Source organism: Desulforegulaceae bacterium (assembly GCA_034006035.1).
GTDB lineage: Bacteria > Desulfobacterota > Desulfobacteria > Desulfobacterales > JACKCP01 > JACKCP01.
In genome coordinates, this window is record JAVETN010000005.1 from 147,696 (window position 1) to 173,525 (window position 25,830).

At 35.5% G+C, this 25,830-nt stretch carries 21 protein-coding genes; 8 read left to right on the forward strand and 13 right to left on the reverse strand.

Annotation, left to right across the window (positions count from 1 at the left end; genetic code table 11):
* Position 1 precedes the first annotated feature (1 nt).
* On the forward strand, positions 2-3,715 hold the full coding sequence (locus RBR53_05880) for a DUF748 domain-containing protein (protein MDY0132181.1): 3,714 nt from the start codon (positions 2-4) through the stop codon (positions 3,713-3,715).
* A 111-nt stretch (positions 3,716-3,826) separates the two neighbouring features.
* Here the strand turns inward: RBR53_05880 and ahbD are convergent, their stop codons facing one another.
* The 4 genes from ahbD to RBR53_05900 all read right to left on the reverse strand — a co-directional run bounded on the left by ahbD (position 3,827) and on the right by RBR53_05900 (position 8,908).
* Positions 3,827-4,897 carry a heme b synthase gene (gene ahbD / locus RBR53_05885; protein MDY0132182.1) on the reverse strand — a complete coding sequence of 357 codons (1,071 nt, stop codon included), beginning with the start codon at positions 4,895-4,897 and terminating at the stop codon, positions 3,827-3,829.
* Between the two features lie 3 nt (positions 4,898-4,900).
* The gene (hemB, locus tag RBR53_05890; GenBank protein MDY0132183.1) at positions 4,901-5,875 is read right to left on the reverse strand and encodes a porphobilinogen synthase; all 975 of its coding nucleotides are present in this window, start codon (positions 5,873-5,875) and stop codon (positions 4,901-4,903) included.
* A gap of 12 nt (positions 5,876-5,887) precedes the next feature.
* Positions 5,888-7,072: a 12,18-didecarboxysiroheme deacetylase gene (gene ahbC / locus RBR53_05895; protein ID MDY0132184.1), complete on the reverse strand. Its 1,185-nt coding sequence runs from the start codon at positions 7,070-7,072 to the stop codon at positions 5,888-5,890.
* 96 nt (positions 7,073-7,168) lie between these two features.
* Positions 7,169-8,908, reverse strand: a complete 1,740-nt coding sequence (locus RBR53_05900; protein MDY0132185.1) for an AAA family ATPase — start codon at positions 8,906-8,908, stop codon at positions 7,169-7,171.
* Between the two features lie 262 nt (positions 8,909-9,170).
* On the opposite strand from RBR53_05900, the gene RBR53_05905 reads away from it, so the two are divergent.
* On the forward strand, positions 9,171-9,803 hold the full coding sequence (locus RBR53_05905) for a TetR/AcrR family transcriptional regulator (GenBank protein MDY0132186.1): 633 nt from the start codon (positions 9,171-9,173) through the stop codon (positions 9,801-9,803).
* 6 nt (positions 9,804-9,809) lie between these two features.
* Here the strand turns inward: RBR53_05905 and RBR53_05910 are convergent, their stop codons facing one another.
* Together RBR53_05910 and typA are read right to left on the reverse strand one after the other, a co-directional pair.
* On the reverse strand, positions 9,810-9,995 hold the full coding sequence (locus RBR53_05910; protein ID MDY0132187.1) for a hypothetical protein: 186 nt from the start codon (positions 9,993-9,995) through the stop codon (positions 9,810-9,812).
* A gap of 136 nt (positions 9,996-10,131) precedes the next feature.
* Entirely contained in the window at positions 10,132-11,973 is a 1,842-nt protein-coding gene (gene typA / locus RBR53_05915) for a translational GTPase TypA (protein ID MDY0132188.1), read from the reverse strand.
* A 219-nt stretch (positions 11,974-12,192) separates the two neighbouring features.
* Here typA and RBR53_05920 point away from each other — a divergent pair, with 219 nt between their 5' ends.
* Both RBR53_05920 and RBR53_05925 read left to right on the forward strand, forming a co-directional pair.
* Positions 12,193-12,960 carry a YaaA family protein gene (locus RBR53_05920; protein MDY0132189.1) on the forward strand — a complete coding sequence of 256 codons (768 nt, stop codon included), beginning with the start codon at positions 12,193-12,195 and terminating at the stop codon, positions 12,958-12,960.
* A gap of 13 nt (positions 12,961-12,973) precedes the next feature.
* Positions 12,974-13,735, forward strand: coding sequence for an alpha/beta hydrolase (locus tag RBR53_05925; protein ID MDY0132190.1), 762 nt, complete (start codon positions 12,974-12,976; stop codon positions 13,733-13,735).
* Positions 13,736-13,761: 26 nt separating this feature from the next.
* On the opposite strand, the gene RBR53_05930 is transcribed toward RBR53_05925, so the two are convergent.
* The 6 genes from RBR53_05930 to RBR53_05955 form a co-directional block, all read right to left on the reverse strand.
* Complete coding sequence (locus RBR53_05930; GenBank protein MDY0132191.1) at positions 13,762-14,259, reverse strand: L,D-transpeptidase family protein; 498 nt, start codon at positions 14,257-14,259, stop codon at positions 13,762-13,764.
* 103 nt (positions 14,260-14,362) lie between these two features.
* Entirely contained in the window at positions 14,363-15,487 is a 1,125-nt protein-coding gene (locus RBR53_05935) for an ABC transporter permease (protein MDY0132192.1), read from the reverse strand.
* A 2-nt stretch (positions 15,488-15,489) separates the two neighbouring features.
* Positions 15,490-18,282, reverse strand: a complete 2,793-nt coding sequence (gene rbbA, locus RBR53_05940; GenBank protein ID MDY0132193.1) for a ribosome-associated ATPase/putative transporter RbbA — start codon at positions 18,280-18,282, stop codon at positions 15,490-15,492.
* Positions 18,282-19,355, reverse strand: a complete 1,074-nt coding sequence (locus RBR53_05945; GenBank protein MDY0132194.1) for an HlyD family efflux transporter periplasmic adaptor subunit — start codon at positions 19,353-19,355, stop codon at positions 18,282-18,284. Before RBR53_05945 ends, rbbA begins: the two co-directional genes overlap by 1 nt.
* 824 nt (positions 19,356-20,179) lie before the next feature.
* Positions 20,180-20,371 carry a hypothetical protein gene (locus RBR53_05950; GenBank protein MDY0132195.1) on the reverse strand — a complete coding sequence of 64 codons (192 nt, stop codon included), beginning with the start codon at positions 20,369-20,371 and terminating at the stop codon, positions 20,180-20,182.
* Positions 20,372-20,500: 129 nt separating this feature from the next.
* Positions 20,501-20,629 carry a hypothetical protein gene (locus RBR53_05955; GenBank protein ID MDY0132196.1) on the reverse strand — a complete coding sequence of 43 codons (129 nt, stop codon included), beginning with the start codon at positions 20,627-20,629 and terminating at the stop codon, positions 20,501-20,503.
* A gap of 309 nt (positions 20,630-20,938) precedes the next feature.
* Between RBR53_05955 and RBR53_05960 the strand changes: the two genes are divergently transcribed.
* The 3 genes from RBR53_05960 (at position 20,939) to RBR53_05970 (ending at position 24,236) form a co-directional block, all read left to right on the forward strand.
* Positions 20,939-22,171, forward strand: a complete 1,233-nt coding sequence (locus RBR53_05960; protein MDY0132197.1) for an ATPase domain-containing protein — start codon at positions 20,939-20,941, stop codon at positions 22,169-22,171.
* Positions 22,168-23,904: an EAL domain-containing protein gene (locus RBR53_05965; protein MDY0132198.1), complete on the forward strand. Its 1,737-nt coding sequence runs from the start codon at positions 22,168-22,170 to the stop codon at positions 23,902-23,904. The genes RBR53_05960 and RBR53_05965 overlap by 4 nt, the downstream gene beginning before the upstream one ends.
* Positions 23,905-24,086: 182 nt before the next feature.
* The gene (locus tag RBR53_05970; protein ID MDY0132199.1) at positions 24,087-24,236 is read left to right on the forward strand and encodes a lmo0937 family membrane protein; all 150 of its coding nucleotides are present in this window, start codon (positions 24,087-24,089) and stop codon (positions 24,234-24,236) included.
* 258 nt (positions 24,237-24,494) lie between these two features.
* Here the strand turns inward: RBR53_05970 and RBR53_05975 are convergent, their stop codons facing one another.
* A complete protein-coding gene (locus tag RBR53_05975; protein MDY0132200.1) occupies positions 24,495-25,487 on the reverse strand; it encodes a hypothetical protein in 993 nt (330 codons plus the stop codon).
* Positions 25,488-25,565: 78 nt separating this feature from the next.
* Between RBR53_05975 and RBR53_05980 the strand changes: the two genes are divergently transcribed.
* Positions 25,566-25,830: hypothetical protein (locus tag RBR53_05980; protein MDY0132201.1), on the forward strand; the 265-nt coding region annotated here is incomplete at its 3' end.

Below are 25,830 nucleotides of genomic sequence, written 5' to 3' on the forward strand. Positions count from 1 at the left end.
TATGAGTAAAAAAAATAAAATAGGTCTTGTTTTCGCAGGTCTTTTTATATTTTATTCTGTATTGGGATTTTTAATTATTCCTATTGCAGCTAAATATATAGCTCCTGGAAAGCTAAGTGAAGTATTAAAAAGAGATGTAGAAATAGGCCAAATAAGGTTTAATCCCTTTGCTTTTTCTTTTAAGATTAAAAATTTTAAAGTTTATACCAAGGATAAAGAAAATGTCTTTGCAGGGTTTGAAGAAGTATATGCAAATTTAGGGGTTATTTCATCTGTTTTAAAATTTTCCCCTGTAATATCAGATTTCTATCTTCTTTCGCCTGAAGTTTATATTGAGAAAAACAAAAACAATGAGTTTAATTTTTCAGATTTGATTTCTGAAGTTGAAGAAGAAAAACTTGAAGAAAAAAAAGCTGAAGCAGATGAAAAAATTGATGAAGAAAGCAAAAAAGAGAAAAACTTTGATTTTTTAGTTACAGATTTAAAAATTGAAAATGGAAGTTTTGTTTTTAGTGATAAGTCTTTAGACATTACCCATGAAATAAAGAAATTGGATCTTTTAATTCCTTTTATTTCAGGGTTTGAAAAAGATAAGGAAGTTCCTGTAAATATTTATGTTTCAGCGATTGCAGATCAGGCAAAAATAAAGCTTGATCTTGAGACCAAACCTTTTTTAAACACTTTGGAGTCAAAAGCAGATCTTAAAATAACAGATGTTTTTATTCCATTTTATCATCCATATATAAAAGACCATCTTAATTTAGTACCTAAATCAGGCAGTATAGATCTTTTTTTAAATGCTAATTATGAAAAACAAGGCAATGAAGATCAGGTGGAAGCCCAGATAAAATTTGATCTTAAGGATTTTTGGATAAATGAGATTAATAATAAAAAAATTGGTTCTATTAACAAACTTTCCATTGAAACCAATAAAATTTATCCTTTAAAAAACATTTACTCAATAAAAAATGTTTTAATAGATTCCCCTGAACTTGAGCTTGAACTGAAAAATAAAGTATTAAATGTTTTAAATCTTGTAAAAGAAACTGGAAATAATACAAATTCTGTAACAAAGGCCGAAGTAAAACCAGATGATGAAGCAAAGAAGCTTGGTCAAGAAAAAAAACAAACAAGCGATGATTTTGTTTTTCTTGTTGATATTGATAAGTTCTTGCTAAAAAAAGGTAAAATTCTATTTTCAGATCATGATGCTCCTGATGTTATTTCAGGTGTTTTAACCGAACCTGTAAAAAATCAAATTTCTGATTTAAATATTAAGTTGTCAGGTTTTTCCACTAAAAAGGATAATTCATCAGATTTTAGCCTGAACTGCCTTTTAAACAATAAATCTGATTTGGGAATAAAGGGAAGTTTTGGAATAGATCCTTTATTTGCAAAAATCGATTCAAATTTTAATAAGATCTCTATAGATTATGCAAAGGGATATCTTCCATATATTGATGAGTATGTGAATTTAGTACCCAAATCAGGCAGTATGGATCTTTTTTTAAATGCTCATTATCAAAAACAAGACAATGAAGATCAGGTTGAAGTCCAGGCAAAGTTAGACCTTAATGATTTTTTGATAAATGAGATCAATGATAAAAAATTTGCTTCTATTAACAAACTTTCCATTGAAACCAATAAAATTTATCCTTTAAAAAACATTTATTCTATAAAAACCATTTCTATGGATTCCCCTGAAATAGAGCTTGAACAAAAAAACAAATTATTAAATGCTTTAAATCTTATAAAAGAGACCAAAAATGACACAGAAACTGCAAATAATGCTCAGATAAATTTAAGTGATGAAGACAACAATATTGATCAAACAACCAATCAAACTTTGGACGACTCTTTTTTTCTTGTTGATATTGATGAGTTTTTGGTAAACAAAGGAAAAATTTCGTTTACAGACTATGATGCTCCTGCTGTTACTTCAGGTATTTCCAGTGGCCCTATAAAAAATATTGTTTCTGGATTGGATATAAAAGTTTTAGAGTTTTCTACTAAAAAAAACAATTCTTCAAACTTTACCCTGAACTGTCTTTTAAATGAGAAATCTTCTCTGGATATAAAAGGAGAGTTTGGGATAGATCCTTTATTTGCAAATATTGATTCAAACCTTAACAATCTTTATTTTGATTATGCAAACGGATATATCCCTTCGGATTTAAAAATTTTAATCAAAAACGGGAAATCAGATTTAAGTTCAAAAACAGCTTTAAAAATTGAAAATGAAGAACTAAAGCTTTCATCACAAGCTGATTTAATGGTTAAAGATTTAAATATAATTGAAAGAGAGTCAAAAAAAGATTTTTTCAAACTTGATAGCTTTGAAATTAAAAATCTTGATTTCAATCTTTTGCCAATGAAACTTGATATTGAAGAAATTATAATATCGGGAATAAACCAGAAAGTTTTAAAAAACAAAAACGGAAAGTTTAACTTTGAAGAAATTTTTCCAGAAAAAAAAGAAGATTCCGAAATAGGTGAAGAGGTTGAGGCAGGCAGCCAGGTTAAACCTCAAGAGAGCAAAGAACTTTTTCCCATAAACATTTCAAAAATCACCTTAAAAGATGTTGGAGCTGATTATACAGACTTTACTCTTGCTCCATATTTTTCAACAAATTTTATAATTAACTCAGCTCATTTAAAAAATCTTTCAACCCAAACTTTTGAAGGGGCAGACCTTTTTTTAGAGGGTAAAGTTGACACAACTGCACCGTTTAAAGCCAATGGGAAAATAAATCCTTTGCTTGATGATTTGCTGGTTGATTTGCAAATAAGTCTTAGGAGTTTGGATCTTACTCATTTGACTCCTTATTCAGGTAAATATATTGGAAGAGCTATTGAAAAAGGTCAGCTCAGTCTTAATCTTGATTATGATATAAAGAATAGAAAAATAAAATCTAGAAACAAGCTCCTTCTTGATCAATTTGAGTTTGGACGAAGGATAAAAAGTGAAACTGCTGTTAATCTTCCTGTTGGTCTTGCTGTTTCACTTTTAAAGGATAGAAAAGGTGAGATCAATTTAGATATTCCAGTTTCAGGCAGTCTTGATGACCCAAAATTCAAGGTAAGAAAAGCTGTTGCTCAGGCTCTTAGAAATTTAGTTGTAAAAGCAGTTGCTTCTCCATTTTCACTTGTAGCCTCTATTGGAGGAGGCGGAGAAAAAATCAGGTATATTGAGTTTTTAAGTGGGTTAGATGAGTTTGATAAAGAATCCATGGAACGTATTAATTCAGTAGAGAAAATTCTTTTTGAAAGACCGGCTTTGAGACTTGATATTAAAGGGTATTGTGATTTAGAAAAAGACAGGGAGTTTTTAAAGGAGAAAGAGTTTGAGCTTCTTCTAGCAAAAGAAAAAGCATCTCTTGGATTTGACAGTGGTTCAATTCTTGAAGAAAAAGAATTACTTAAAGTTCTGAACAAAGTTTATTATTCTGTTTTTAAGAATAAGAAAAAATTTGACTTAGAACTTGAGGATAAAGAAAAAATTGGTCTTATTTCTGAACTTATCAAAGTTTCTATTGAAATATCCAATGAAGATTTAAGATATCTTGGATCAAAAAGAGCAGCCAGGGTAAAAGAATATATTGTAAGTCTTGGAAGAGTTAATGGGTCCAGGCTTTTTGTGATAGAAACAGGCAATACCAGTCCAAAACAGGTTAGGGGAGTTTCAAACTCAAGGGTTGAGCTTGATTTAAAATAAGTAAAAAGTTACTGGCCATGAATTTATTCAGATGGCCAGTAATTAAATTTTTATTAAGTACTTAGTCAAAAACTCAACAAACTTTGTTCATGCTCAATTGCTGGGTTTTGGCTAAGAAGGCTGATAAAGACAAAAGGGTTCGTCTTCCATATAATCTCCTGTTGCCTCAAACGCTCTTGCACGGCAGCCTCCGCAAACATCATTGTAGGAACAGATTCCGCATTTGCCTTTAAGTAAATCATAGTTTCTTAAGTTTTTAAATATTTCTGAATTTTTCCAAACTTCTGAAAAAGACTGTTCTTTGATGTTTCCGCAGTCAAGTTCAAGAAACCCACAGGGCTGAACCTGGCCTATGTGTGAAATAAAACAAAATCCTATTCCTCCTAAGCAACCTCTGGTTACAGCATCAAGACCAAAAGATTTAAAATTTACTTCTTTTCCTTCTTTTTTTGCCCTTTGTCTTAAGATTCTGTAATAGTGGGGAGCACAGGTGGCTTTTAATTGTAAGGGAACCTTATCTCTTTGTTCATAAAACCAGTTTAATGTTTTTTCATAGGTTTTGGAATCTATTGTTTTTTCAGCAATATATCTTCCTCTTCCAGTTGGAACAAGAAGGAAAATATGATGGGCAACAGCACCAAGCTCAATGGCAAGATTTAAAATATCAGGAATTTCATCCAGATTGTCTTTTGTTATTGTTGTATTTATCTGAAATTCAATTCCAGCTTTTTTTGCATTTTCAATTCCTTGCATTGATCCTTTGAAAGCTCCAGGCATTCCTCGAAAATCATCATGAGATTTTTCATTTGAACCGTCTATACTTATGCTTATTCTTTTTATACCCGAAGAAAACATTTTTTTTGCATTTTCTTTAGTTACAAGGGTGCCATTTGGAGCCATTACCATTTTAAGACCCAGGCTATTGCCATACTCAGCTATTTCAAAAATATCATCCCTTAAAAGAGGTTCTCCTCCAGTAAGGATGACTATTGGTTTTCCAACTTCAGCTATTTCATCTAAAAGTTTTTTAGAATCTTTTGTTGAAAGTTCCCCTGGATATTCATGATCTTCTGCTGAAGCCCTGCAATGTTTGCATGAAAGATTGCATCTTCTTGTGGTTTCCCAGGCAACAAGCCTGATCATTGGGGTTTTAGAATTGGTTTTTATATCTGGATGATTCATAAATTATTCCTGTAGGTATTTTGCAGCATCAATTGCAGAGTAGGTCAGTATCATTTTTGCACCCGCTCTTTTTATGGAGGTAAGAGTTTCAAGGGTGATGTTTTTTTCATCCACCCAGCCTTTTTCAGCTGCAGCCTTTATCATGGCATACTCTCCGCTTACATTATAGGCGGCAACGGGAAGGTCAATCTCTTCTTTTACCCTGTAAATAACATCAAGATATGAAAGTGCGGGCTTGACCATTATTATATCAGCACCTTCTTCAACATCCATGATTGCTTCTCTTATTGCTTCATCAGAGTTTGAATAATCCATTTGATAAGTTTTTCTGTCTCCAAATTTTGGAGCTGATTCAGCTGCCTGTCTAAAAGGCCCGTAAAATGCACTGCAATATTTTACAGCATAAGACATGATGGAAGTGTTAGATTTCTCGTTTTCATCAAGAGCTGCTCTTATTTCAGCAACCCTGCCGTCCATCATATCTGAGGGAGCCACCATGTCAGCCCCTGCTTTTGCGTGTGAAACTGCAATTTTACCTAAAAGATCGATTGTAATATCATTATCGATTATTCCCTTTTCTATAAAACCGCAATGCCCGTGATCTGTGTATTGGCAAAGGCATACATCAGTTATTACTACAAGTTTTGGAATTTTGTTTTTAATTTCTTTTACAGTTTTTTGAACTATTCCGTTTTTGTTGTATGCTGCTGTTCCAAGGCTGTCTTTTTTGTCTGGTATTCCAAAAACCATGATTGCAGGAATTCCAAGATCGCTTGCTTCTTTTGCCTTTTGTACAGCATTTTCTATTGAAAACTGATAATGGCCCGGCATTGAAGAAATTGGATTTTTTACATTTTTTCCACCAACAACAAAAAGAGGGAGAATAAAGTCATCAGGTAAAAGTTGGGTTTCCCTTATCATTTTTCTCAAATTTTTATTGGCACGCATTCTTCTTGGTCTATAATCAGGGAAAAGCATTTTGTTCTCCTTTTAGGTTCGTGAAATTTCTTCATCTGTAAGATAACATGCAGGATCTGAAGCCCAAACATCTCCTGTTGCTGCTTCAGCTCTTACTCTGAAATTTCCTGCACAAATGTCAAGCCATTTGCAGGTTGCACATCTTCCTGTGACATATTCTTTTTTATTTTTCAGTTTTAATAAAAGTTCGTCTTCAGGCTCAGACCAGATTTTTGAGAAGGGAGTATCTTTGATATTTCCAAAAATTTTATGTCTCCAGAATTGATCTGCGTGAACATCACCATTCCAGCTTACACATCCAATTCCTCTTCCAGAGCTGTTTCCTTCATTCATTTCAAGAAGTTCCAAAACTTCCTTGGCACGTTTTGGGTCTTCTTTTTTCAATCTCATATATAGATAGGGCCCGTCTGCATGATTATCCACTGTAAGTACTTCTGTAGGCTGGCCCATATCATGGAGTTTTTTTGTTCTTTCCATGATTAAATCAACAGCTTTTCTTGAATCTTCAAGACTGAGGTCTTCTTCAATCATTTCAGATCCGCGGCCTGCATATACAAGGTGGTAAAAGCAGATCCTGGGAATCTTCATTTCTTCGACCAGGTCAAAAATTTTTGGCATTTCCTGGACGTTGTGTTTGTTTATGGTAAACCTTAAACCAACTTTTATTCCTGCTTTTTGGCAGTTTTCAATTCCTTTTAATGCCATTTCATAGGCACCTTCAAGACCCCTGAATTTGTCGTTTACCTCTTTCATTCCATCAAGGCTTATTCCAACATAGGAAAGGCCGATTTCTTTAAGTTCTTTTGCCTTTTCTTCAGTTATAAGAGTTCCATTTGTTGAAATAACAGCTCTCATTCCCTTGGAAATTGCATATTCAGCAAGAGTTGTAAGGTCTTTTCTCATAAGAGGCTCACCACCTGAAAAAAGGACAACAGGAACCCCGAATTGGGCAAAATCGTCAAGAAGTTTAAATCCTTGTTCTGTTGTAAGTTCATCTTTAAATTCTTCATTTTTTGCCTGTGCATAACAATGAACACAATTTAAATTGCATCTTCTTGTTACATTCCAAACCACCACAGGTTTTTTGTCTTTTGAAAATTGTAAAAGATGTGAAGGAAGTATTCTTGAATCCCTTTCGTATCTTAAGGCGTCTGATGGTTCAACGGAACCGCAATAAAGTTTTGAAATACCAATCATTTTTTTTCCTTTTATTTCAGCAGGATAAAGTTTTTTATCTCCGCAGATAAATTGTTCAAAAACCAGAGCTGTTTATTTTTTCAGCCGGTATGATTCTCAGTCGTTTTTTAAAATATCTGAAATATAACCTTCAGGATCTGTTAATCCTTTTTTTGTTACAATAAAACTTTTTTTATTTGTTTTTTCACTGGCAAGGATAAGTCCCAGGGAAAAATTTTCAAGAAATGATTTTTTTATATCAAGATAATTATGATGATTAAAAAGGTATTCGTTTATTAAAAAGTCTGCCGCTTCCTCTTCAAGTTCAACATAAAGCTCTTTGTCTGTAAAACTTTCGTTCTCAATGGATTTTATCTCGTAAAAAGCTTTTTTAATCCTGGAAATTGAATTTTCCACAGTTTCAACATTCATGCAATAATGTTTTGCTGAAGTTTTAATCATGGATTCGGAAAGTAAAAATCCCACTGAAGCTTCAAGGTGGTTTTTATTTTTTAAAATATAATCTTCAATTTTTATTAATTCTTTTTTTATATTTTCATTGTATAGGTTATAAAAATATTCAATTGAATCGGGTTTATTCACCTGCTCAAGAAATTTTTCTGGATTTTTAATGATTTCAGCATTAAAAAGAAATTTTTTAATTTTTGTAGAAGGAAGATTAGTTTCAAACTTCATCAGCTTGTTTTCAATTGAATTTACCAGTCCTCTTGCCCCGGTTTTTTCTTTTGCTGCATTTTTTGCGATCAACTTAAGGGCATTGTCAGTAAAGTTTATTTTTATTCCATAGGCCATAAAATCTGATTTTTTGCCTAAAACTACAGGATTATTGGGGTTGTTTAGAATATTGTAAAGATCGTTTTCTGAAAGGGGCTCAAGAATTGTTCTCACAGGAAGTCTGCCCACAAATTCAGACTCAAAGCCGTAGTTTATAAGATCTTCGCTCATAATTTCATGCATTATATATTTGTCTGATTTATCAGAGCCTGGATTTGCATTAAAACCTATAGCGTCTTTTTTAAGCCTTTTGCCGATTATTTCTTCCATCTGGCCGAAAGCTCCGCTTACAATAAAAAGAATGTTTTTTGTGTTAATAACTTTTTTTTCCCTTGTTCCTGTTTTCTGAAATTCAGCCAGGGCTTCCATCATGGAAACTGGATCGTGGGGAGGTTGTAATTCAACTTCAGTTTCTTCCATTGGTTTTAAAAGAGCTCTTTGAACTCCGGTTCTTGAAATATCTGCACCTGAAAAACTTTTTGCAGAAGCAATTTTATCTATTTCATCAATATATATAATCCCGAATTCAGCCAAACTGATGTCATCATCAGCTTCCCTTACAAGGTCTCTTACAAGATCTTCAACATCTCCACCCACATATCCTGTTTCTGAAAATTTTGTTGCATCTCCTTTTACAAAAGGAACTCCAATTTTATTTGCAATAAGTTTTATCAAATATGTTTTACCAACTCCTGTGGGACCTATCATAAGAATGTTGTTTTTTATTCTTCCAAGGGAGGCTTCAGAACTTTGGGGATTTTTATTTAATTTTGATAGCCTGTTAAAATGTGTGCAAATTTTTGTTGAAAGCACAGCCTTTGCATCATCCTGCTTTATTATAAACTGGTCAAGATATGCCTTCATTTCTATGGGTAAAAGGTTGAATACAGGGGGTTTCTCGGTTTTTTTTGACTTAGTTCCTTCTTTTTTACCTCTTATAATAGCTTCTGGGTCTCCGTATTGAGGGATCAATTGTACTCTTCCTTTAAATTTCTTGTCCAAGAACTCACCTATTTCTTTTTCTATTTTACCCGGATTTGGGTTCTTTGATTTATCTGTCATCTATAAATTATAACCATGTTTTTTTTCAGTTCAACTTTAACAAAAAGAACAATATAGATCTTATTGATATAATATTCAAACCTGGTTTTAAAAATTTGTGAACTAAAAGGCAATCAATAAATTTTCAGATATTTAAATTGTGCAAATTTTGGAAGTTCTAAAGGTGTAAATTAAACTGATTAAAATAAAGTTTAAAATGTTTTTACAAAAAAACTTTGTTATTGTATAGATGTAGTGTTCCTAAATATAAAAGGAGGTTGCCATGACACGTGTTTCTGCATTCAACAAGCTAAGGGAAGAAGAAAGAGAAGTAAGAAGAGAGTTGATAATAGAGGCAACCCTAAGCCTGCTTGAAAAAAAAACATTTGATCAACTGGGAATGAGGGATATTGCAGCTGAAGCAGGCATTTCCCCTGCGTCTTTGTATAGATATTTTCCAGGACAGACAGAACTTTTAACGGAAAGCTTTATTTATGATCTGCAAAATCATGCTCATAAATTTAATGAAAAACTTTCAACAAACCAAATTGATTCTGTTGAAAAGTTTGCCATTGAATTTGTAGATACTCTCATAAAAAATGAAGCTAGTTTTCAAATGATGAGCTATATGATGATAAAGGCAGAAATTTCACCTGAACTTCTTGATAAGTTCAATATGATTATGAGAAATTTTTTATCAAATATTGAAGAAGTTTTTAAAAAGTCAGGTATAGAGGTGGTCAGCAGAAATCTAATCCATGGATTTTATGCTTCACTTTCAGGGATTGTGATGGCATTTAGAAATTTTCCGGGAAAAGATAAAAAAACTATAGAAATTCATATGAAAAAGCTTGCCAGGATCACTGCCTTTGCTTTTATCCAAAATGAAGTAACAAAGTTTGATGAAAAAACTTAATCATATCTATGATTTTTGTGAACATGAAATCCCTTCTGCAATTTTTTCTTGAAGCCTGCTTATAACCAAACATCCTTTTTGACAATGGGGAAGAGTGTCCTTTTTATTACAATCAATACATGGGCTTTTTAAAATATATCCAACTTCAAAGTCAAATTTATCTCGTTTAATATATTTTTTACCTAATACCAAAATATTCTCCTGAAACTTGTGTAAATAAAATTAAAGTTTTCAGCCAATCACTAATTGGTAAAAGGCTGAAAACCTGTATTTTACTTAAATTTTTATCGTTTTATTTGTTAATCTTAACTCCAAAATCAAATCAAAATCAAAGGTTTTCTTCTTTGAATTTTTTATTTCTATTGAGCTGTCTTTGCTGAGCAGACAGTATAGTTTTTCTTAGTCTAATGTTTTTTGGCGTGATTTCAACCATTTCATCATCTCTAATGAAATTAAGCGAATGTTCTAAGGTCATTTTTTTAATAGGGGAGCAGGTTGTGCTTTCGTCTTTTCCCGAAGCCCTCATATTGCTGAGCTTTTTTTCCTTGCAGCCGTTTACATTTATATCACCTTCTTTATTATGCTCTCCAATTATCATTCCTTCGTAAAGTGGGGTGCCTGGCTCAACAAAAAGTCTTCCTCTGGGCTCAAGATTATAAAGTGCGTAAGGTACAGCATTTCCTCTTCTATCAGAAACAATTGAACCTGTAAATCTTGTCGGAAAATCCCCTTTATATTCCTGATAACCTGCAAAAAGGGTGTTTAAAATACCAGTACCCTTGGTGTCAGTTAAAAATTCATCCCTATAACCGATAAGAGTTCTGGAAGGAAGGAGAAACTCCATGTTTACACGGCCTTTGCCGTTGTTTACAAGGTTTAGAAGTTTCCCTTTTCTGATGGTGAGTTTTTCAGTTACTACTCCTGTAAAGTTTTCATCACAGTCAATATAGGCATTTTCACAAGGTTCTAGTCTTTTTCCATTTTCATACCTATAAATTACTTCAGGTCTTCCAACACAGATTTCAAATCCTTCTCTTCTCATTGTTTCAATAAGAATTGCCAGCTGAAATTCGCCCCTTCCCTTTACTGTAAAGGAATCCCTTTCATTTGTTCTTTCAAGTTTTATAGCAACATTAATCAAGGTTTCCTTTTCAAGTCTTTCATAAATTTTTCTTGATTGAAGAATTTTTCCTTCAAGTCCTGCAAAGGGAGAATTATTAATTGTAAACCTCATTGAAACTGTTGGTTCATCAACATGAATTCTTGGTAAAGGTTTGGGTGAAGATGAAAAGCAGATTGTATCTCCAATCCTGAAACAATCACTTCCTGAAATAACTGCTATATCACCTGGCTCAACCTCTTTTGTTTCATCAAGAGTCATTCCATTGTAGCTTTGAAGTTTTGACAAATTAAAAGAAATGTTTTCATTTGAGGAATTAATACAGATGAATTGATCCTTTGCAGTGATTTTTTGGTTGAAAACTCTGCCTATGGCAAGTCTTCCAAGATAATCAGAATACCCAAGATCTGAAACAAGCATTTGAAACGGTTGGTCTTTGGGGTAGCTTGGTTTTGGTATTTCTTTTAAAATAAGCTCAAAAAGAGGGTCAAGGTTTATCCTTTTTTCTTCAAGGGAAGTCATGGCAACCCCGTTTCTTCCTATTGCATATAAATATGGAAAATCAAGCTGATCATCTGAAGCTTCAAGATCTATGAAAAGATCGTAGATTTCATCTAAAACTTCAGCAGGCCTTGAATCGTCTCTGTCAATTTTATTTATTACAACTATTATCTTGAGTCCTGCATCAAGGGTTTTTTTTAATACAAATCTTGTCTGGGGAAGTGGACCTTCTGATGAATCAACCAAAAGGACTGCTCCGTCAACCATTGAAAGTGCTCTTTCAACTTCTCCTCCGAAATCAGCATGGCCTGGAGTGTCTAGTATATTTATTTTTGTATTTCCCCTTTGGACAGAACAGTTTTTAGCAGATATTGTAATTCCTCTTTCTCTTTCAATATCCATACTATCCATTATCCGGTCGTCAACTTCCTGGTTTTCTCTAAAAATTCCGCTTTGTTTGAACATTGCGTCTACAAGTGTTGTTTTACCATGGTCAACATGGGCAATAATTGCTATGTTCCTGATGTTTAAATCAAAGTTTTGTGTCATTAAAGTCTTTCTGTAATTAAAAGTAAAAAAAAGCAAAACGCTATATAACACCTTTATCAAATATAATAAAACTTTTTATTTAAACCTGTGTTTGGTTTTTTTTATTTTAACAGTTTTAATTTATATAAGAAATTAAGCTGGTTATCTTTTAATTGAAAAAACAAATTCTGACCAGGATTTAGTAAAAATATACAATGGGAAATGTTTTAGGAGATTTTTATGTTAACCTTGATTGGTACATCAAAAACAATGAGGAATTCAAAAAATAAAGAATTAGAAAAAGAACTGACCAAGCCTTTATTTAATGAAGAAACAAAATTTCTTTTTGAATTTATGAATTCCCTTTCTTTGGGAGAAATTTCCAAAATTATGAAAACAAGCGAAAAACTTTCAAAAAATACTGTTTCAATGTTTAACAACTTTTCAAATGGTAAAAACAAAAAAAACTTAACCCCTGCAATTTATGCATTTTCAGGGGATGTTTTTAAATCTATTGATATTGAAAATTATAAAAAAGAAGATTTTTTATTTGCTCAAAAAAATTTATTTATTCTTTCAGGAATGTATGGAATTTTAAAACCACTTGACCAAATTGAGCCTTATAGACTTGAAATGGGATATGTCCCGGGAATTAAGGGTTTTAAAAAAATAAGTGATTTTTGGAAAAACAAAATTACAAACTATTTAAATTCAATCATTGACCTGGAAAATCATAACTATATCATAGATCTTGCTTCAAAGGAGTTTACTGATTCAATTGATAAGAAAAAATTAAAATTAAAGCTTACTAATATTGAGTTTAAAGATGAAAAAGACAATAAGTTTAGAATAATTGCAACTTATGCAAAAAAAGCCAGGGGAGCCATGGCTGATTTTATAATAAAAAATAGAATAGAAGAAAAAGATGATCTTAAAGATTTTCAGGGACTTGGATATACTTTTAACAAAAAATTTTCTAATAACAACAACCTTGTTTTTACAAGATAAAGGAGTGCTTTTAGTGGAAAAACAAAAAATAAAAAAATTTAATTTCTTACAAAATCCTAAAGAATTTGATGAAAATAAAAAATCTATAATTTTTATTCATGGTGCTTCTATTAATTCCAATTTTTTTGTTAATCAGCTTAATTTTTTTTCCAATGAATTTAATGTTTTTGCTCCTGATCTTCCAGGACGTAATGTTGGCGATGAAATTCCATCTAAAAATATTTCTGGATACGCAGATTTTATCATAGATTTTATAGAGGAAATGAAACTTGAAAAACCTCATATCTGCGGGATTTCAATGGGTGGAGCAATTGTTTTGGATCTTCTTGTAAGGGAATATGAAAATATTGATTCAGCAATAATAATCAATTCAGGGGCAAGACTAAAAGTTTTGGATATGGTTTTTACCTCTGTCCAAAATGCTTTTGATGATTTTAGAAAAGGAATGATAAACTTTGGAGTATCTGAAAACTTTGATGTCGCTAAAATAGAAGCTGAAGCTTATAAGGCGACCATTGACAATCCTTATACTGCAATTTCAGATTTTAATGCCTGCAATGATTTTGATTTAATGGGACGCCTTGATAAAATTGATAAAAAAGTCTTAATTCTTGGTGCAACTGAAGATGTTTCAACCCCTTTAAAATATGGAAAATATTTAAATGACCATATAAAAAACTCTCAATTTAAAGTAATTGAAGGAGCTGGGCATTTATCTCCTATGGAAAAACCTGATGAGGTAAATTCAGAAATTTATAAATTTCTGAAGGCATGATTTTACATTTCAACCAGATTCTTTATTCATGGTTTTATTAGTATAGCTGTGCCAACATCAACCAGGGTCCATATTTCATCCATATTTTTATTTGATAATCCAATGCATCCCTGGGTCCAATTAAAATATTTTGAAACAAAATACAGCCAGCCAAGTCTGTTTTTTTGTCCGTGAATCATTATTGCACCACCAGGATTAAAACCTTTTTCTTTTGCTTTTTTTTTATCTTCTTTGTTGGGGAATGAAATATGGATTGATTTATAAAAAGCACTGTTTATATTTTTATAATAAAGAATATATCTGCCTTCAGGTGTTCTTCCATCACCTTCTTTAATTTTGTGTCCTTTTGGGTTGTTGCCAAGTGAAATATGATAGCTTTTATATATATTTTCATTTTTTATTAAGTATAATTTTAATTCTGATTTTATTACCAGTACTGAATCAGCTTTTTCTATTCCAAAAGATAAAGACGGACACAGAATAAAAAAAATTAGAAATATTTTTCTCATAATTTTCTGGTTCATTAGTAATTTAACTGACTGAATGCCGTTATTAAAGCTGTTAATGTTCATTAGGTTTATTCATTGCTTTTTTCATTGGATTTTTTTACAGGCTGATAAAATTTCATTATGCCATAGTTCCTATGGTTTTACGAAAACGAGCCAGGGAAATTGAAAAAAACACTGCTCCAATTGTTGTAAGAGTAATCAGCTGAGGCCATACAACTTCAATTCCAGCTCCACGGAAAAGAATTGCCTGACCTGAGGATACAAAATGAGTAGTCGGAGCAGCCAGCATTATATTTTGAATGAATACCGGCATACTTTCGTAGGGCGTAGCTCCTCCTGAAAGCATCTGAAGCGGGAGAAGAATCAATACCATTAATAAACCAAATTGAGGCATGGAACGGGTTAAGGTTGCCATGAAAATTCCCATGGAAGTTGTTGCAAACAAATGAAGTGCAGCACAAACTGAAAATAATGCCACTGAGCCTTGAATTGGTACATTAAGAGCTCCCTGGACTATGAAAATTAATGAAAAAATTGTTGCCAGTATAACCACCAATCCCATGGACCAGATTTTAGAAATCATGATTTCACCCGGAGTTACAGGCATTACAAGCAGATGTTCAATTGTACCGTGCTCACGTTCCCGAAGAAGCGAGGCACCAGCCAGGATCACTGAGAGCATGGTAACCGAGTTGATAAGTTCCATTAAAGAACCAAACCATGATTGAGTAAGGGCAGGATTAAAGCGTGCTCTGATTGCCAGATTAACTGGAGGAGTTGCAGTGCCACGATAGCTTTGAACGAATTCATTTATTTCATCAAGAATAATTTGCTGAATATAACTGCTTCCTGTAAAAGCCTGGCTCATTCGAGTGGCGTCCACATTAAGCTGAATCAAAGGGCTTTGTCCTCCTAGTACATCACGTTGAAACTCCGGAGGTATATTAAGGGCAAAGGTGAATCCGCCGGCATCCATACCTGGATCAACCTCATTTAGAGTTATTACTTGAGGGGGCATAAAGTGTGGAGGATAAAAAGCAGAAATAATTCTTTGGGAAAGTGGAGATTGATCCTCATCTACAATTGCTATCACAGCTTTGTGCAAAGAATCAGGCATAGCAGTAGCAGCAATGTAAACAGCTGCAGTAAGGCTGTAAACAATCAGCACAAGCAGCATAGGCTCACGTATAAGGCTCCATAATTCTTTAACTCCTAAACGATAAATATTGGTTGCACGGCTCATGATCAAGAGTCCTGTTTTTTAAGTAAAATAATTGACAATCCTATGATTACCGGAACTGACATCAACATATAACCAAACAACCCGTAAAGATCTGGCAGGGCTAAGGCCTTATTAAACACTCCCCGGCTTATAGTAAAAAAATAAGTAGCCGGATAAATTTGTCCGATTAGTTTTCCTGCGCCTTCAAGTGAAGAAACAGGGTTGAGAAGTCCTGAAAACTGGATTGCAGGAAGCATGGTTCCTATAATAGCCACAAACATTGCAGCAATCTGGCTTTTGGTAAAAGTTGAAGCCAAAAGACCAAAACCAGTGGAAAATAAGATAAAAATAAATGCTGCCAGTGTCAGAGTAGCAAAGCTTCCTTTTATGGGCACATCAAAAAGAGTGACCGCAAGTAAAGTCATCAGGAAAAAATTTCCCATAGCCAGAACCACATAAGGCAGTTGCTTACCCAGCAGAAATTCACTTTTAGTAACCGGGGTGACATAAAGATTGATAATAGAACCCAGTTCTTTTTCACGCACCACTGACAGGGCAGTCAGCATAGAAGGAATCATTAGTAAAAGAAGGGGAATTACGGCCGGAACTATGGCAGGCAGACTTCTTACGTCGGGATTATAACGGAACCGGGTTTCAATTCCTGCTGAAGTTAAAATGTCTTGTCCAAGATTTTGTTTAGCATTATGAGTCAGCCAGCTTAAATGCATTCCTTTTACATAGGCCTGAATTGTTTCGGCACGAGTTGGCATGGCACCGTCTATCCAAACCCCTATTTCAACAGGTACACCGCGTTTTAGATCACGAGCGAAATTGGGCGGGATTTCAATGGCAAGAGAAAGTTCTCCACTGCTCATTCGTTTGTCAAGTTCGTCGTAGCTTTTAAGAGGAGGGTGTTCAATAAAATATCGTGAACCTGAAATATCCAGGGTATAATTTCGGCTAAGTGTTGTTTGATCGCGATCAAGCACTGCAAATCTTAAGTCCTCCACATCCATACTGATCCCGTATCCTATGATAAACATAAGTATAACGCTTCCAAGAAGTGCCAAAGTTCCGCGTACAGGGTCACGCTGAAGCTCAAGGGTTTCACGCAGGGCATAACTGAAAGCTCGAGTCAGGCTGAAACTTTGGTGTTTTACTTTTTTTGAAGATTTAGGCTCTGTATTTGAAATATTTACAGGTTTATTTTCTGGCTCATTTACAGTTGTTTTTATTTCTTCGTCTTGAGCACCTGCTTCTTTAAGATAGATGATAAAGGCTTCTTCCAAAGTTTTTGTATTACGTTTTTTTAAAAGTTCTTCAGGTGAGGCACTGACCAGTACTTTTCCGGCGTGCATCAGGGAAATCCGATCACATCGTTCAGCCTCATTCATAAAATGAGTTGAAATAAAAATTGTTACCCGATCTTTTCGAGCCAGATCAATCATAAGCTGCCAGAATTTATCCCGGGCTATGGGATCAACTCCTGAAGTTGGCTCATCAAGAATTAAAAGTTCAGGCCCATGCACCATGGCTACAGCAAGTGAAAGCCTTTGTCTTATTCCCAGGGGAAGATTATTTGGCAGGGTGTTGAGCACATCATTAAGATTAAAACGGGAAGCTATATATTCTAATCGTTTCGGGATATCTTTTTCAGGTAAAGAAAAAAGACGGGCATGAAGTACAAGGTTTTGGTGAACAGTAAGTTCGCTGTATAAAGAAAATGATTGAGACATATAGCCCACCCGCCTGCGTGTATTCATATCATGGGGATTTACTTCATTACCGAAAAGCCAGGCCCTTCCTTTGCTAGCAGGAAGAAGACCTGTAAGCATCTTCATTGTGGTGGATTTACCGCAGCCGTTGGAGCCTAGAAAACCAAAAATTTCACCACGGCGGATTTTAAAACTTACATGTTCAACTGCAGTGAAGTTACCAAAGTTTTTGGTAAGATCTTTAGCTTCAATGGCTATTTCGTCATTTTTTTCAGTGACAAGTGGAGGCACCACAACAGTTTGATGGCCTTGTTTTTTTTCTTTTGGAAGTAGTTCAATAAAGGCTTCTTCAAGAGATTTGGTCTGGGTCTTTTCATGCAGTTCCTGTGGTGAGCCTGTTGCCAGAATTTTACCGTCATCCATGGCCACCAGCCAGTCAAATTTTTCAGCTTCATCCATATATGCAGTAGCTACAATTACACTCATTTCATTGCGTTGATTACGAATGTTTTCTATTAGATCCCAAAATTGACTTCGTGCCAGAGGATCAACTCCAGTGGTAGGCTCATCAAGAATAAGAAGATCAGGATCATGGATTAAAGCACAGCATAAACCAAGTTTTTGCTTCATTCCTCCAGAAAGTTTTCCAGCAGGGCGCTCAAGAAAAGGATTAAGTCCGGTTGCCTTTGTCAGGTCATCAATACGTCGGCGTCTTTCAGCTGAACTATGACCAAAGAGTCTTCCAAAAAATTGAAGGTTTTCTTCAATAGACAGGGTGGGGTAGAGATTTTTACCGAGCCCCTGGGGCATATAAGCAATCATGGGACAAACTTTGTTTCGATGTTTTACCTCGGCGATATTGCCTCCAAGCACTTCAACCCTGCCTTTTTGTATAGCTCGGGAACCTGCTACCAAAGACATTAAACTGGATTTTCCAACTCCGTCAGGACCAATGAGACCAACCATGGATCTTGCAGGAATATCAAGGCTTAGTTCATCAAGTGCCAGGGTCTTTCCATAGTAAAGGCTGACTTTTTTCAGGCGAACCACAGGCAATGGATCAAAATTTTCAGTGTTGTTTGCAAAGCTGTGTGTATCCATTAATATGAACCTTTGACTTTAAGATGATCCGGCCAGTCTTTAGTTGGATCTAGACGTATATAAGCCATTCCTGGCAAGCCTGTTTTAACATGGAGAATATATTTTTGAAGGAGCTCTTTGGGAATCTGGGCTCTTACACGAAACATTAATTTTGCTCTCTCTCTGGAGGTTTCTACAGTTTTAGGAGTAAACTGAGCTACATCAGCAACAAAAGATATTTTTGCAGGAACCACATACTGGGGGGCTGCATCAAGGACAAGTCTTACTTCAGTACCCAGGGCAATTCTTCCTGCCATGGCTGTAGGAAGAAAAAAAGTCATATAAACATCACTGAGATCAACCAGGTTAACCACCCGGCCGCCGGCTCCGATAACTTCTCCGGGCTGGGCTATGAGATACTGAATCCGACCATCCCGGGGAGATTTAAGTGCACAGTCTTTAATATCTGCAGTGATTCTTTCAACTGCGGCTCCTACAGCTTCAACAGCAGACTGGGCTTGGGCAATTTCTGAACGGGCAGTTGAGATGGCTGCTTCTGAAGAAGCAACCCGGGCCTGGGCTGCACAGACTGTTGCAATGGCACCCTGAACACGGGCTTTGTCATCATCGGCTTTCTGCTGGGAAGCTGCGCCTTTAGAGGCCAGGGTTGATGAGCGGTTTGCATGCTTTTTGGCAATACCTAACTCTGCCTCACGCTGCCTTACAACGGCCATTGCAGCAGCTCTTTCACTTTCACGCTGCTTAAGTCGACTTCTTGCAGTCTCAATTCCTATTTTTGCCTGCTCTAACTCTGCTTTTACCTGCCGTTGTTGAGCTTCAAGGATTTCTGTATCCATCATGGCAAGGATCGTTCCTGCTGTAACAAACTCACCTTCACGAACTAAAATTTCCATTACCCGTCCAGGTGTTTTGGTTGCTATATCGATTTCCACTGCCTCAATTCGGCCATTGGCACTGATTAAACCTTCAAGTTCATCTTTTCCTAGAAAGTTTTTCCAGATGATGAAAGCCAGAATACCGGCAACCAGAGCAATTACAGCAATGGTAAGCCATTTTTTGTTTTGTTTAGTCATTATTTTATCCTTATTTTGTGTCATCTATAAATTCATTTAATTAATTTATATCAGTAATTAAACCTTTTGGTATTTTATTGAGTTCTAGATGCCTTACCAGAGATCTTTATGAATAATTGCTAACTTTAAGATATTTGCTTTCTAAGTTTTCTCTATCCGTTTATGTTGCAAAATTCTTAAATATTGGTCAAGTCGTATTGATGATTTTTATATTTTATTCTGTGGGCAGATTTTTTTAAACCATTCGGTTCTGAGGCTTTTTCAGCCTTTTTTTTCACAAAAGTCTTCTTTTTTGGCAAGTCCTGGTGATGTGATAAATTTTTCAGTTCCTGCTGGTTAATCAGCTCGCTTTATGAATCTATGCCAATAAGCTCTATTCTTTCAGATACTTACATTCCCAAGTTGGAGCTTGGGAACGAGCCTAAATTACAAATGAGTTGCGCAGACAGATGGACATGGCGACTATAATTTTTTAGATAAACTTAAATATATTAAATATACAGGCTTTTTTACACATTCACGCCGTAAGTTTTGTGAAACAATAAAAGCTGCAGGTAAATTCAAAGGCGGAATTAAAAAAACAGGCTATGCTGAATCAGGCAATAAATTATATACGCAAACATCTTTGCCTTCTCATATTATCTTTGTGTCACAAGTTCTGTCGTGATTTTGTCGCAAGTTGTTGTAATAAGCTGCCGCAAGTTCAAACCCGAAGAATATAGATCAGCTGGTTTGTAGCGCCTTCCGTTGATAGCAACTCCTTGTCCAGCATTCCTTTGAGATCTCGTTGCAGGCTCCGCCTATTGACATTAGGGCAGATGTCTTCAAAGTTTTGAATGGTCAGTTTTGACGCCTCTTACGCCTTTAACCAGCTTGCGATGTATTTCCCAAATAAGTCCTTCGGTGATCGGATCTCCGCTGTCCAGACAATTGAACTCGGTATGGTTGCAACACTCTTTCAGCAAGTTCAGTTCTTCATAGACATCTTTCATAAAATTATCAGTGGCTTCTCCCATTAATCTTAACACCTGTTTCCAGAGCCATTTTGTCCGTAAACAACAGCAATATTGTTTTTACTTAAATCAAGTGGTTTAACAGTTTGTTCACTTCGGCAACTTCACTGATAGAGCATGGATTCGACCAAATTACTTTTCTTCCTCTGGATCCCCCCAGATTTCCCGTGCTATAAAATTAACAGATTTGTCAGGGTTTGAAAGACACTTTTTTATTATAGCTTTTTTGAACTCATCTGAGTACTTACCATACACTCTCATTTTTTACTTGCTTTCTGCCCTCTGTACTAAATATTATTTTTTTAGTTTATGTGACAACTAGCCTGACACATGAGGATATACATCAAATTTCAAAGCAGTAGCTTTTGAAAGGAAAGAGCAGAATATATTTCTTGTATGTATTTTTTATCATTATTTTGTTGTAAAAAATATGCAGAAAAACTGGATAAAAGTATTATTTAATTTATAAAAGTTGACAATTTGCTTGTTTAAAGCTAACGTTTATAATTATCAACAATATGTTTAAAAAAGAGATTGGAGCATTTTTCTTTGCTGTGAATATTAGTTTGTTTGCGAAAATTTGTTTGTGAAAACAAATTAGTTGGGATTTATCTGTCTGGTAACTTTGAAGCTTTATTGGAATCTATCTCGAAAGAAGTCGAAAACACTTCTCCGGGGCTTATAATTGTTGATTCATTCAGATCAATTATAGAGGAAACCGTTAAACCGTCCGGTTCGATGAGTCTACAGTTCTTTGTCCAGCAACTTGGAGTAAAATTGAGTGCCTTTCAGGCAACAACCTTTCTTATTGGGGAATATTTTTCGCAGACAAAACCGCATCCCATATTTACTGTTGCTGACGGGCTATTGTCCATGAGTCAGAGCGTCAATCGAAATTCAATGGTACGCAAGATGCAAGTGCTCAAAATGCGGGGACAGGCTACGATTCCGGGAATGCACACATTCCGAATCACCAGCAAAGGGATTGAAGTCTTTCCAGCAGCGACAGTTAAAGGCGATACCGAGGAAAATAGAACTGCCATTTCAAAAACACCCATAAAGAGAAGATTAGCCATGGGTGTGCCGGGTCTGGACGAAATGTTAGGGGGCGGATTGCCTTCGGGTTATTCTCTTCTGGTTGCAGGCCCTTCTGGATCTGGAAAAACCATCCTTGCAACCGCTTTTCTTACAGAAGGCGTTCGCCTAAAGGAACCAGGAATTATTGTTGCTTTTGAGCAAACCCCGAGTCAATCTTGGGTTCAAACCCTTGACAATATGGTTCGTGCAGGGCAAATTGGTTTAATCAACACCCGTTCTCTGGATTTATCTATTGATGAAATAGTCCAAAACTTGATAGCTCTTATTCACAAAATGAAAGCAACCCGGGTGGTAATCGACTCCCTATCCGGATTTGAGCTGGCTATAGCACCGGGCTTTCGTGAAGATTTTCGCGAGTCTCTATTTCGAATGATAGCTGTTTTGTCCAGCCTAGGCGTAACTTTAATGTTAACCTCTGAGCTGGAAGATCGCTATACGGATTTGCGTTTCAGTCCTTATGGCTCTGCTTTTCTCACAGATGCGATTATTGTTCAACGCTACATTGAAATGGAGAGCTGCTTGCAAAGAGTCATGGCGGTTGTAAAAGTTCGGGCTAGCAATCACAGCAATGAAATTCGTCAATATAAAATCACAGACAAGGGGATCGTTATTGGCAAACGGATAATCAACTACGAAGGAATTCTGGGCGGCCAACCAGCACAATCAAAAATAAGCCATAAAAATGATAAAGAAAAAAGATCATGACCAAAAAAAAAGGGCAGAATAGGGAGTTAAAAACTAACATTACCAGCCAGATTTTTAGAACAAAAAAGGGCAATAATTCCTCGCAAGCCTTAGTATTAAAGGATTCTCTAGTTATTCGAGAAGCAAGGGTTATTTTAGATGAACAGGGTGTTTCTGATGGGAAAGACGTAGTGAAAAATAGAGAAAATCTTGCAGGTTTTCGGAATAAGAAAGTCGCTCTGCGAGATGAAAATTATATTCTTAAAAAAAAGCTTAAAAAGACTCAAAAAGAGTTAGCCCATGTTAAAATGGCATTACTAGAATCTGAAAGAGTGCATTTACAGGAAGCAAACCAACGTCTGCTTATTTCAGCCGTTAATGCTCAAAAAATGCAGGAAGCTGCGGAGCTTGCCACTCTGGAGATGGCTCATATGGCACAGCATGACTTTCTTACTGGCTTACCCAATCGGTCGATGCTAAAAGAACAGCTTTCTCAGGCTATAGGTCTAGCCCGTCGGCATGGTAAACAAATTGTTCTTATGTTTTTGGACCTAGATCATTTTAAACATATTAATGATTCCTTAGGACATTCAATAGGAGATGAGCTGCTTCAATTAGTAGGAAGGCGTTTGACAACTTGTGTTCGTTCAACAGATACTATATGCCGTTTCGGTGGAGATGAGTTTATAATTTTGCTTACCGAAATCAGCAGTCCGCAAGCTGCGGTTCAGGTCTCAAATAAAATACACACTGCTTTTACCGAGCCGTTTATTATTGATAAGAATGAACTGTATGTTAATTTAAGTATAGGGATCAGCATCTATCCAGATGACAGCGTTGATCCTGATGTTCTGATACAAAATGCAGATACAGCCATGTATAATGCCAAAGAAACCGGACGAAACCATTTCCAATTTTTTAAAGTTGAGATGAATGAGAAAGCGGTTCGTCGAATGTTTGTTGAAACCGGCCTTCGCCGTGCCCTGATCCAAAAAGAGTTTGTCTTGTATTACCAACCGAAAATAAATCTTGTTTCAGGTAAAATAACAGGCAGTGAGGCATTGATTCGCTGGGTGAATCCTGAGCTTGGAATTGTCTATCCCGATGAATTTATACAGATAGCTGAAGAAAGTCACCTAATCTTGTCTATTGATAGATGGGTAATGCTTGAAGCTTGTAAACAAGTAAAAAAATGGCTGGACTCTGGTCTGTCGGCCTTACCCGTAGCAGTAAATGTTTCTGCAGTCAATTTCAGAAATAAGCATTTTTTGGAAAACATTATTTTAATCCTTGAAAAAACCGGGCTACCTCCTGACTACCTTGAATTAGAACTCACCGAAAGCATACTCATGGACAACGCAGAATCCTCTGTGTTGACGCTGAAAGCAGTAAAAGATATGGGAATAAAACTTGCCATTGATGACTTTGGTGTTGGGTTTTCCAGTTTGTCCTATATAAGACAATTTCCAATAGACACCCTGAAGATAGATCGATCTTTTGTTGATGAGATTAATTCAAATAAAGATAACGCAGCCATTGTCAGTGCTGTGATAGGAATAGGTAAAAATCTTAATCAGAGAGTCATTGCCGAAGGTGTAGAAACACCGGAACAGCTAAGTTTCCTTCAGGCGATGGACTGCGATGAAGGACAAGGCTTCCATTTTAATCATCCCATGCTTGCAGAGGATTTCACTTTATTATTAGAAACCGAAAGAAAAGGCCAAATATTATCAAATATGACCGGATGTTTATAATCACCTCAAATTATATGGTGGTTAAAGTAAAATACAAACAGTGATTGTCTGGAAACTGGAACTTTTTGTTTAGTTCAATGCGGATAAAAAATTTTAAGGGTTGAGTTTTAAATCTGGCTCAAAGATTCATGCAAAGACAGTTTTAGTTTAGCTGGTAATTAAATAACAAAAAGGAGAACATCATGCTGTGGACAATTTTTGTGATACTTTTAGTTTTATGGTTGTTGGGACTTGTAAGCAGTTACACTTTGGGAGGTTTCATCCATATTCTGTTGATAATTGCAGTTATCGTTTTAGTAATTAATCTTATCGGAGGACGAAAAAAGTTATAGCAGCCTGCTGGAGTACAAAGTAAGTATCAATTTTAGTTTTGTTCGGCAAAGCTCCCAGTGACAACTTAGTTGTCACAGGATAAAAACTAATATTTTAAAGTAAGAGGGCGGAAAGTAAATAAAGAATAGTATTCTATGGGTCAGCTCTCAATAAACCCCATCTTCAAGGTTTGTATCCATTAACAAACCTTACAAAATTATTGTTTCGCTACAAATATAGTTACAAAACCTAAATCCAGTGGTTTAAAGCTAGTTTGTTCACCCCGGCAACTTCACTGATAGAGCATGAAGGTATTTCCCTGAAAAATCCTGAAATTTATTTGTGACAGCGAACTCAACCTCATTGCCTAGTGCTTTGAAGTGTTCTTTACCGCATGCGATTTTGGCTTTTTCAGAGGGACGAAGAGCATCGGTGAATAAGGTACTTTTGGTTTCTACTACAAAATAGAGTTTTTCTTTGCCATCTATCTTAATCAAAACGGCCCAGTCCGGATTATAGGTTCCCAGGGGAGTGTCAATTTTGAACCAGTCCGGAAGCTTGGCATATAGCTTTATGTCGTTGCTTCGTTCAAAGGCGGTGGCAAACTTCAGCTCTATATCGGAATCGTACACCACATGGTCAAAGACCGACTTCTGGCTTTCGACCATGTTTTTTTGTAGATAACCAAACAGCTCGTTATCACTGAAAAGTTCCTGGCCATAAAACTGATTGTCGCCAATCTTGTGATATTTGATGCCATCGACAATAAAAAGACGCATTTGCCGCTGGATAATGGTTGAAACCTGTTCGATGAATTTTTGCGGGTTGTTTTTGAATGACTCTAAACGGCCACTGTCATTAATGATCTTAACAATCGTTCGGCGGGTCAGGTTAGTTTCATTTTGGAGATAGGTAATAAGGTCAGGGAGTTCAAAAGACTTAGAGTCATAAACACTTGCAACTCCAGAATTATTTTCAACATGAACACTACCACGATCAATATCAATCTTTGACTTACGATAAATAAACCTGGCTTTACCAACCTGTAAATTAGCTTTGATCTCTTCTGCACATTTTTTAGTAAGTGCGTCCACATCAAAATCCACTCTAAAGGTGGTTTTATACTTGATCCGATCCCAGAGTTTCTTAAAATCATCGCTTAAAAACACGGCTTTGTTCAGTGATATTTTTTTCTTATCATCACGGTTTTTGATATTGAGGTTGCCGGATACTTTTTTCAATACTGCAGCGATTTGAGGGTAAGCGCTCAATAAACCCCATCTACAAAAGTACAAAAAGCCCCAGTATAATACAAGCCATGAAAAATAAAACCGTGGAGGCTTGTAAAAATGGAATCAAAATCAAAACGCTTAAATCCGGAACTTAAAAGTTTTTGGACAACCCATATATCAAAATGGGAAGTATCCGGCCTGACCCAGGCAGAGTATTGCAGAATAAACAATCTTAAAAAAACCAGATTTACCTATTGGAAGATAAAACTGCAAAAAGAAAATTTGCCGCTTTCAGTTGTAGAAATCAGCCAGGCTTCAATAAATCAGGTTTTTGGAATAAATAAAAATTCATCCATAACCCTGCATTCAAAATCTGGCTTTC

What these genes read in the sequence shown, in the direction of transcription:
- RBR53_05880 (MDY0132181.1), top strand. Translation starts at nt 2, where the DNA reads ATGAGTAAAAAAAATAAAATAGGTCTTGTTTTCGCAGGTCTTTTTATA.
- ahbD (MDY0132182.1), bottom strand. Translation starts at nt 4,897, where the DNA reads ATGAATCATCCAGATATAAAAACCAATTCTAAAACCCCAATGATCAGG.
- hemB (MDY0132183.1), bottom strand. Translation starts at nt 5,875, where the DNA reads ATGCTTTTCCCTGATTATAGACCAAGAAGAATGCGTGCCAATAAAAAT.
- ahbC (MDY0132184.1), bottom strand. Translation starts at nt 7,072, where the DNA reads ATGATTGGTATTTCAAAACTTTATTGCGGTTCCGTTGAACCATCAGAC.
- RBR53_05900 (MDY0132185.1), bottom strand. Translation starts at nt 8,908, where the DNA reads ATGACAGATAAATCAAAGAACCCAAATCCGGGTAAAATAGAAAAAGAA.
- RBR53_05905 (MDY0132186.1), top strand. Translation starts at nt 9,171, where the DNA reads ATGACACGTGTTTCTGCATTCAACAAGCTAAGGGAAGAAGAAAGAGAA.
- typA (MDY0132188.1), bottom strand. Translation starts at nt 11,973, where the DNA reads ATGACACAAAACTTTGATTTAAACATCAGGAACATAGCAATTATTGCC.
- RBR53_05920 (MDY0132189.1), top strand. Translation starts at nt 12,193, where the DNA reads ATGTTAACCTTGATTGGTACATCAAAAACAATGAGGAATTCAAAAAAT.
- RBR53_05930 (MDY0132191.1), bottom strand. Translation starts at nt 14,259, where the DNA reads ATGAACCAGAAAATTATGAGAAAAATATTTCTAATTTTTTTTATTCTG.
- RBR53_05935 (MDY0132192.1), bottom strand. Translation starts at nt 15,487, where the DNA reads ATGAGCCGTGCAACCAATATTTATCGTTTAGGAGTTAAAGAATTATGG.
- rbbA (MDY0132193.1), bottom strand. Translation starts at nt 18,282, where the DNA reads ATGGATACACACAGCTTTGCAAACAACACTGAAAATTTTGATCCATTG.
- RBR53_05945 (MDY0132194.1), bottom strand. Translation starts at nt 19,355, where the DNA reads ATGACTAAACAAAACAAAAAATGGCTTACCATTGCTGTAATTGCTCTG.
- RBR53_05950 (MDY0132195.1), bottom strand. Translation starts at nt 20,371, where the DNA reads ATGGGAGAAGCCACTGATAATTTTATGAAAGATGTCTATGAAGAACTG.
- RBR53_05955 (MDY0132196.1), bottom strand. Translation starts at nt 20,629, where the DNA reads ATGAGAGTGTATGGTAAGTACTCAGATGAGTTCAAAAAAGCTATAATA.
- RBR53_05965 (MDY0132198.1), top strand. Translation starts at nt 22,168, where the DNA reads ATGACCAAAAAAAAAGGGCAGAATAGGGAGTTAAAAACTAACATTACC.
- RBR53_05970 (MDY0132199.1), top strand. Translation starts at nt 24,087, where the DNA reads ATGCTGTGGACAATTTTTGTGATACTTTTAGTTTTATGGTTGTTGGGA.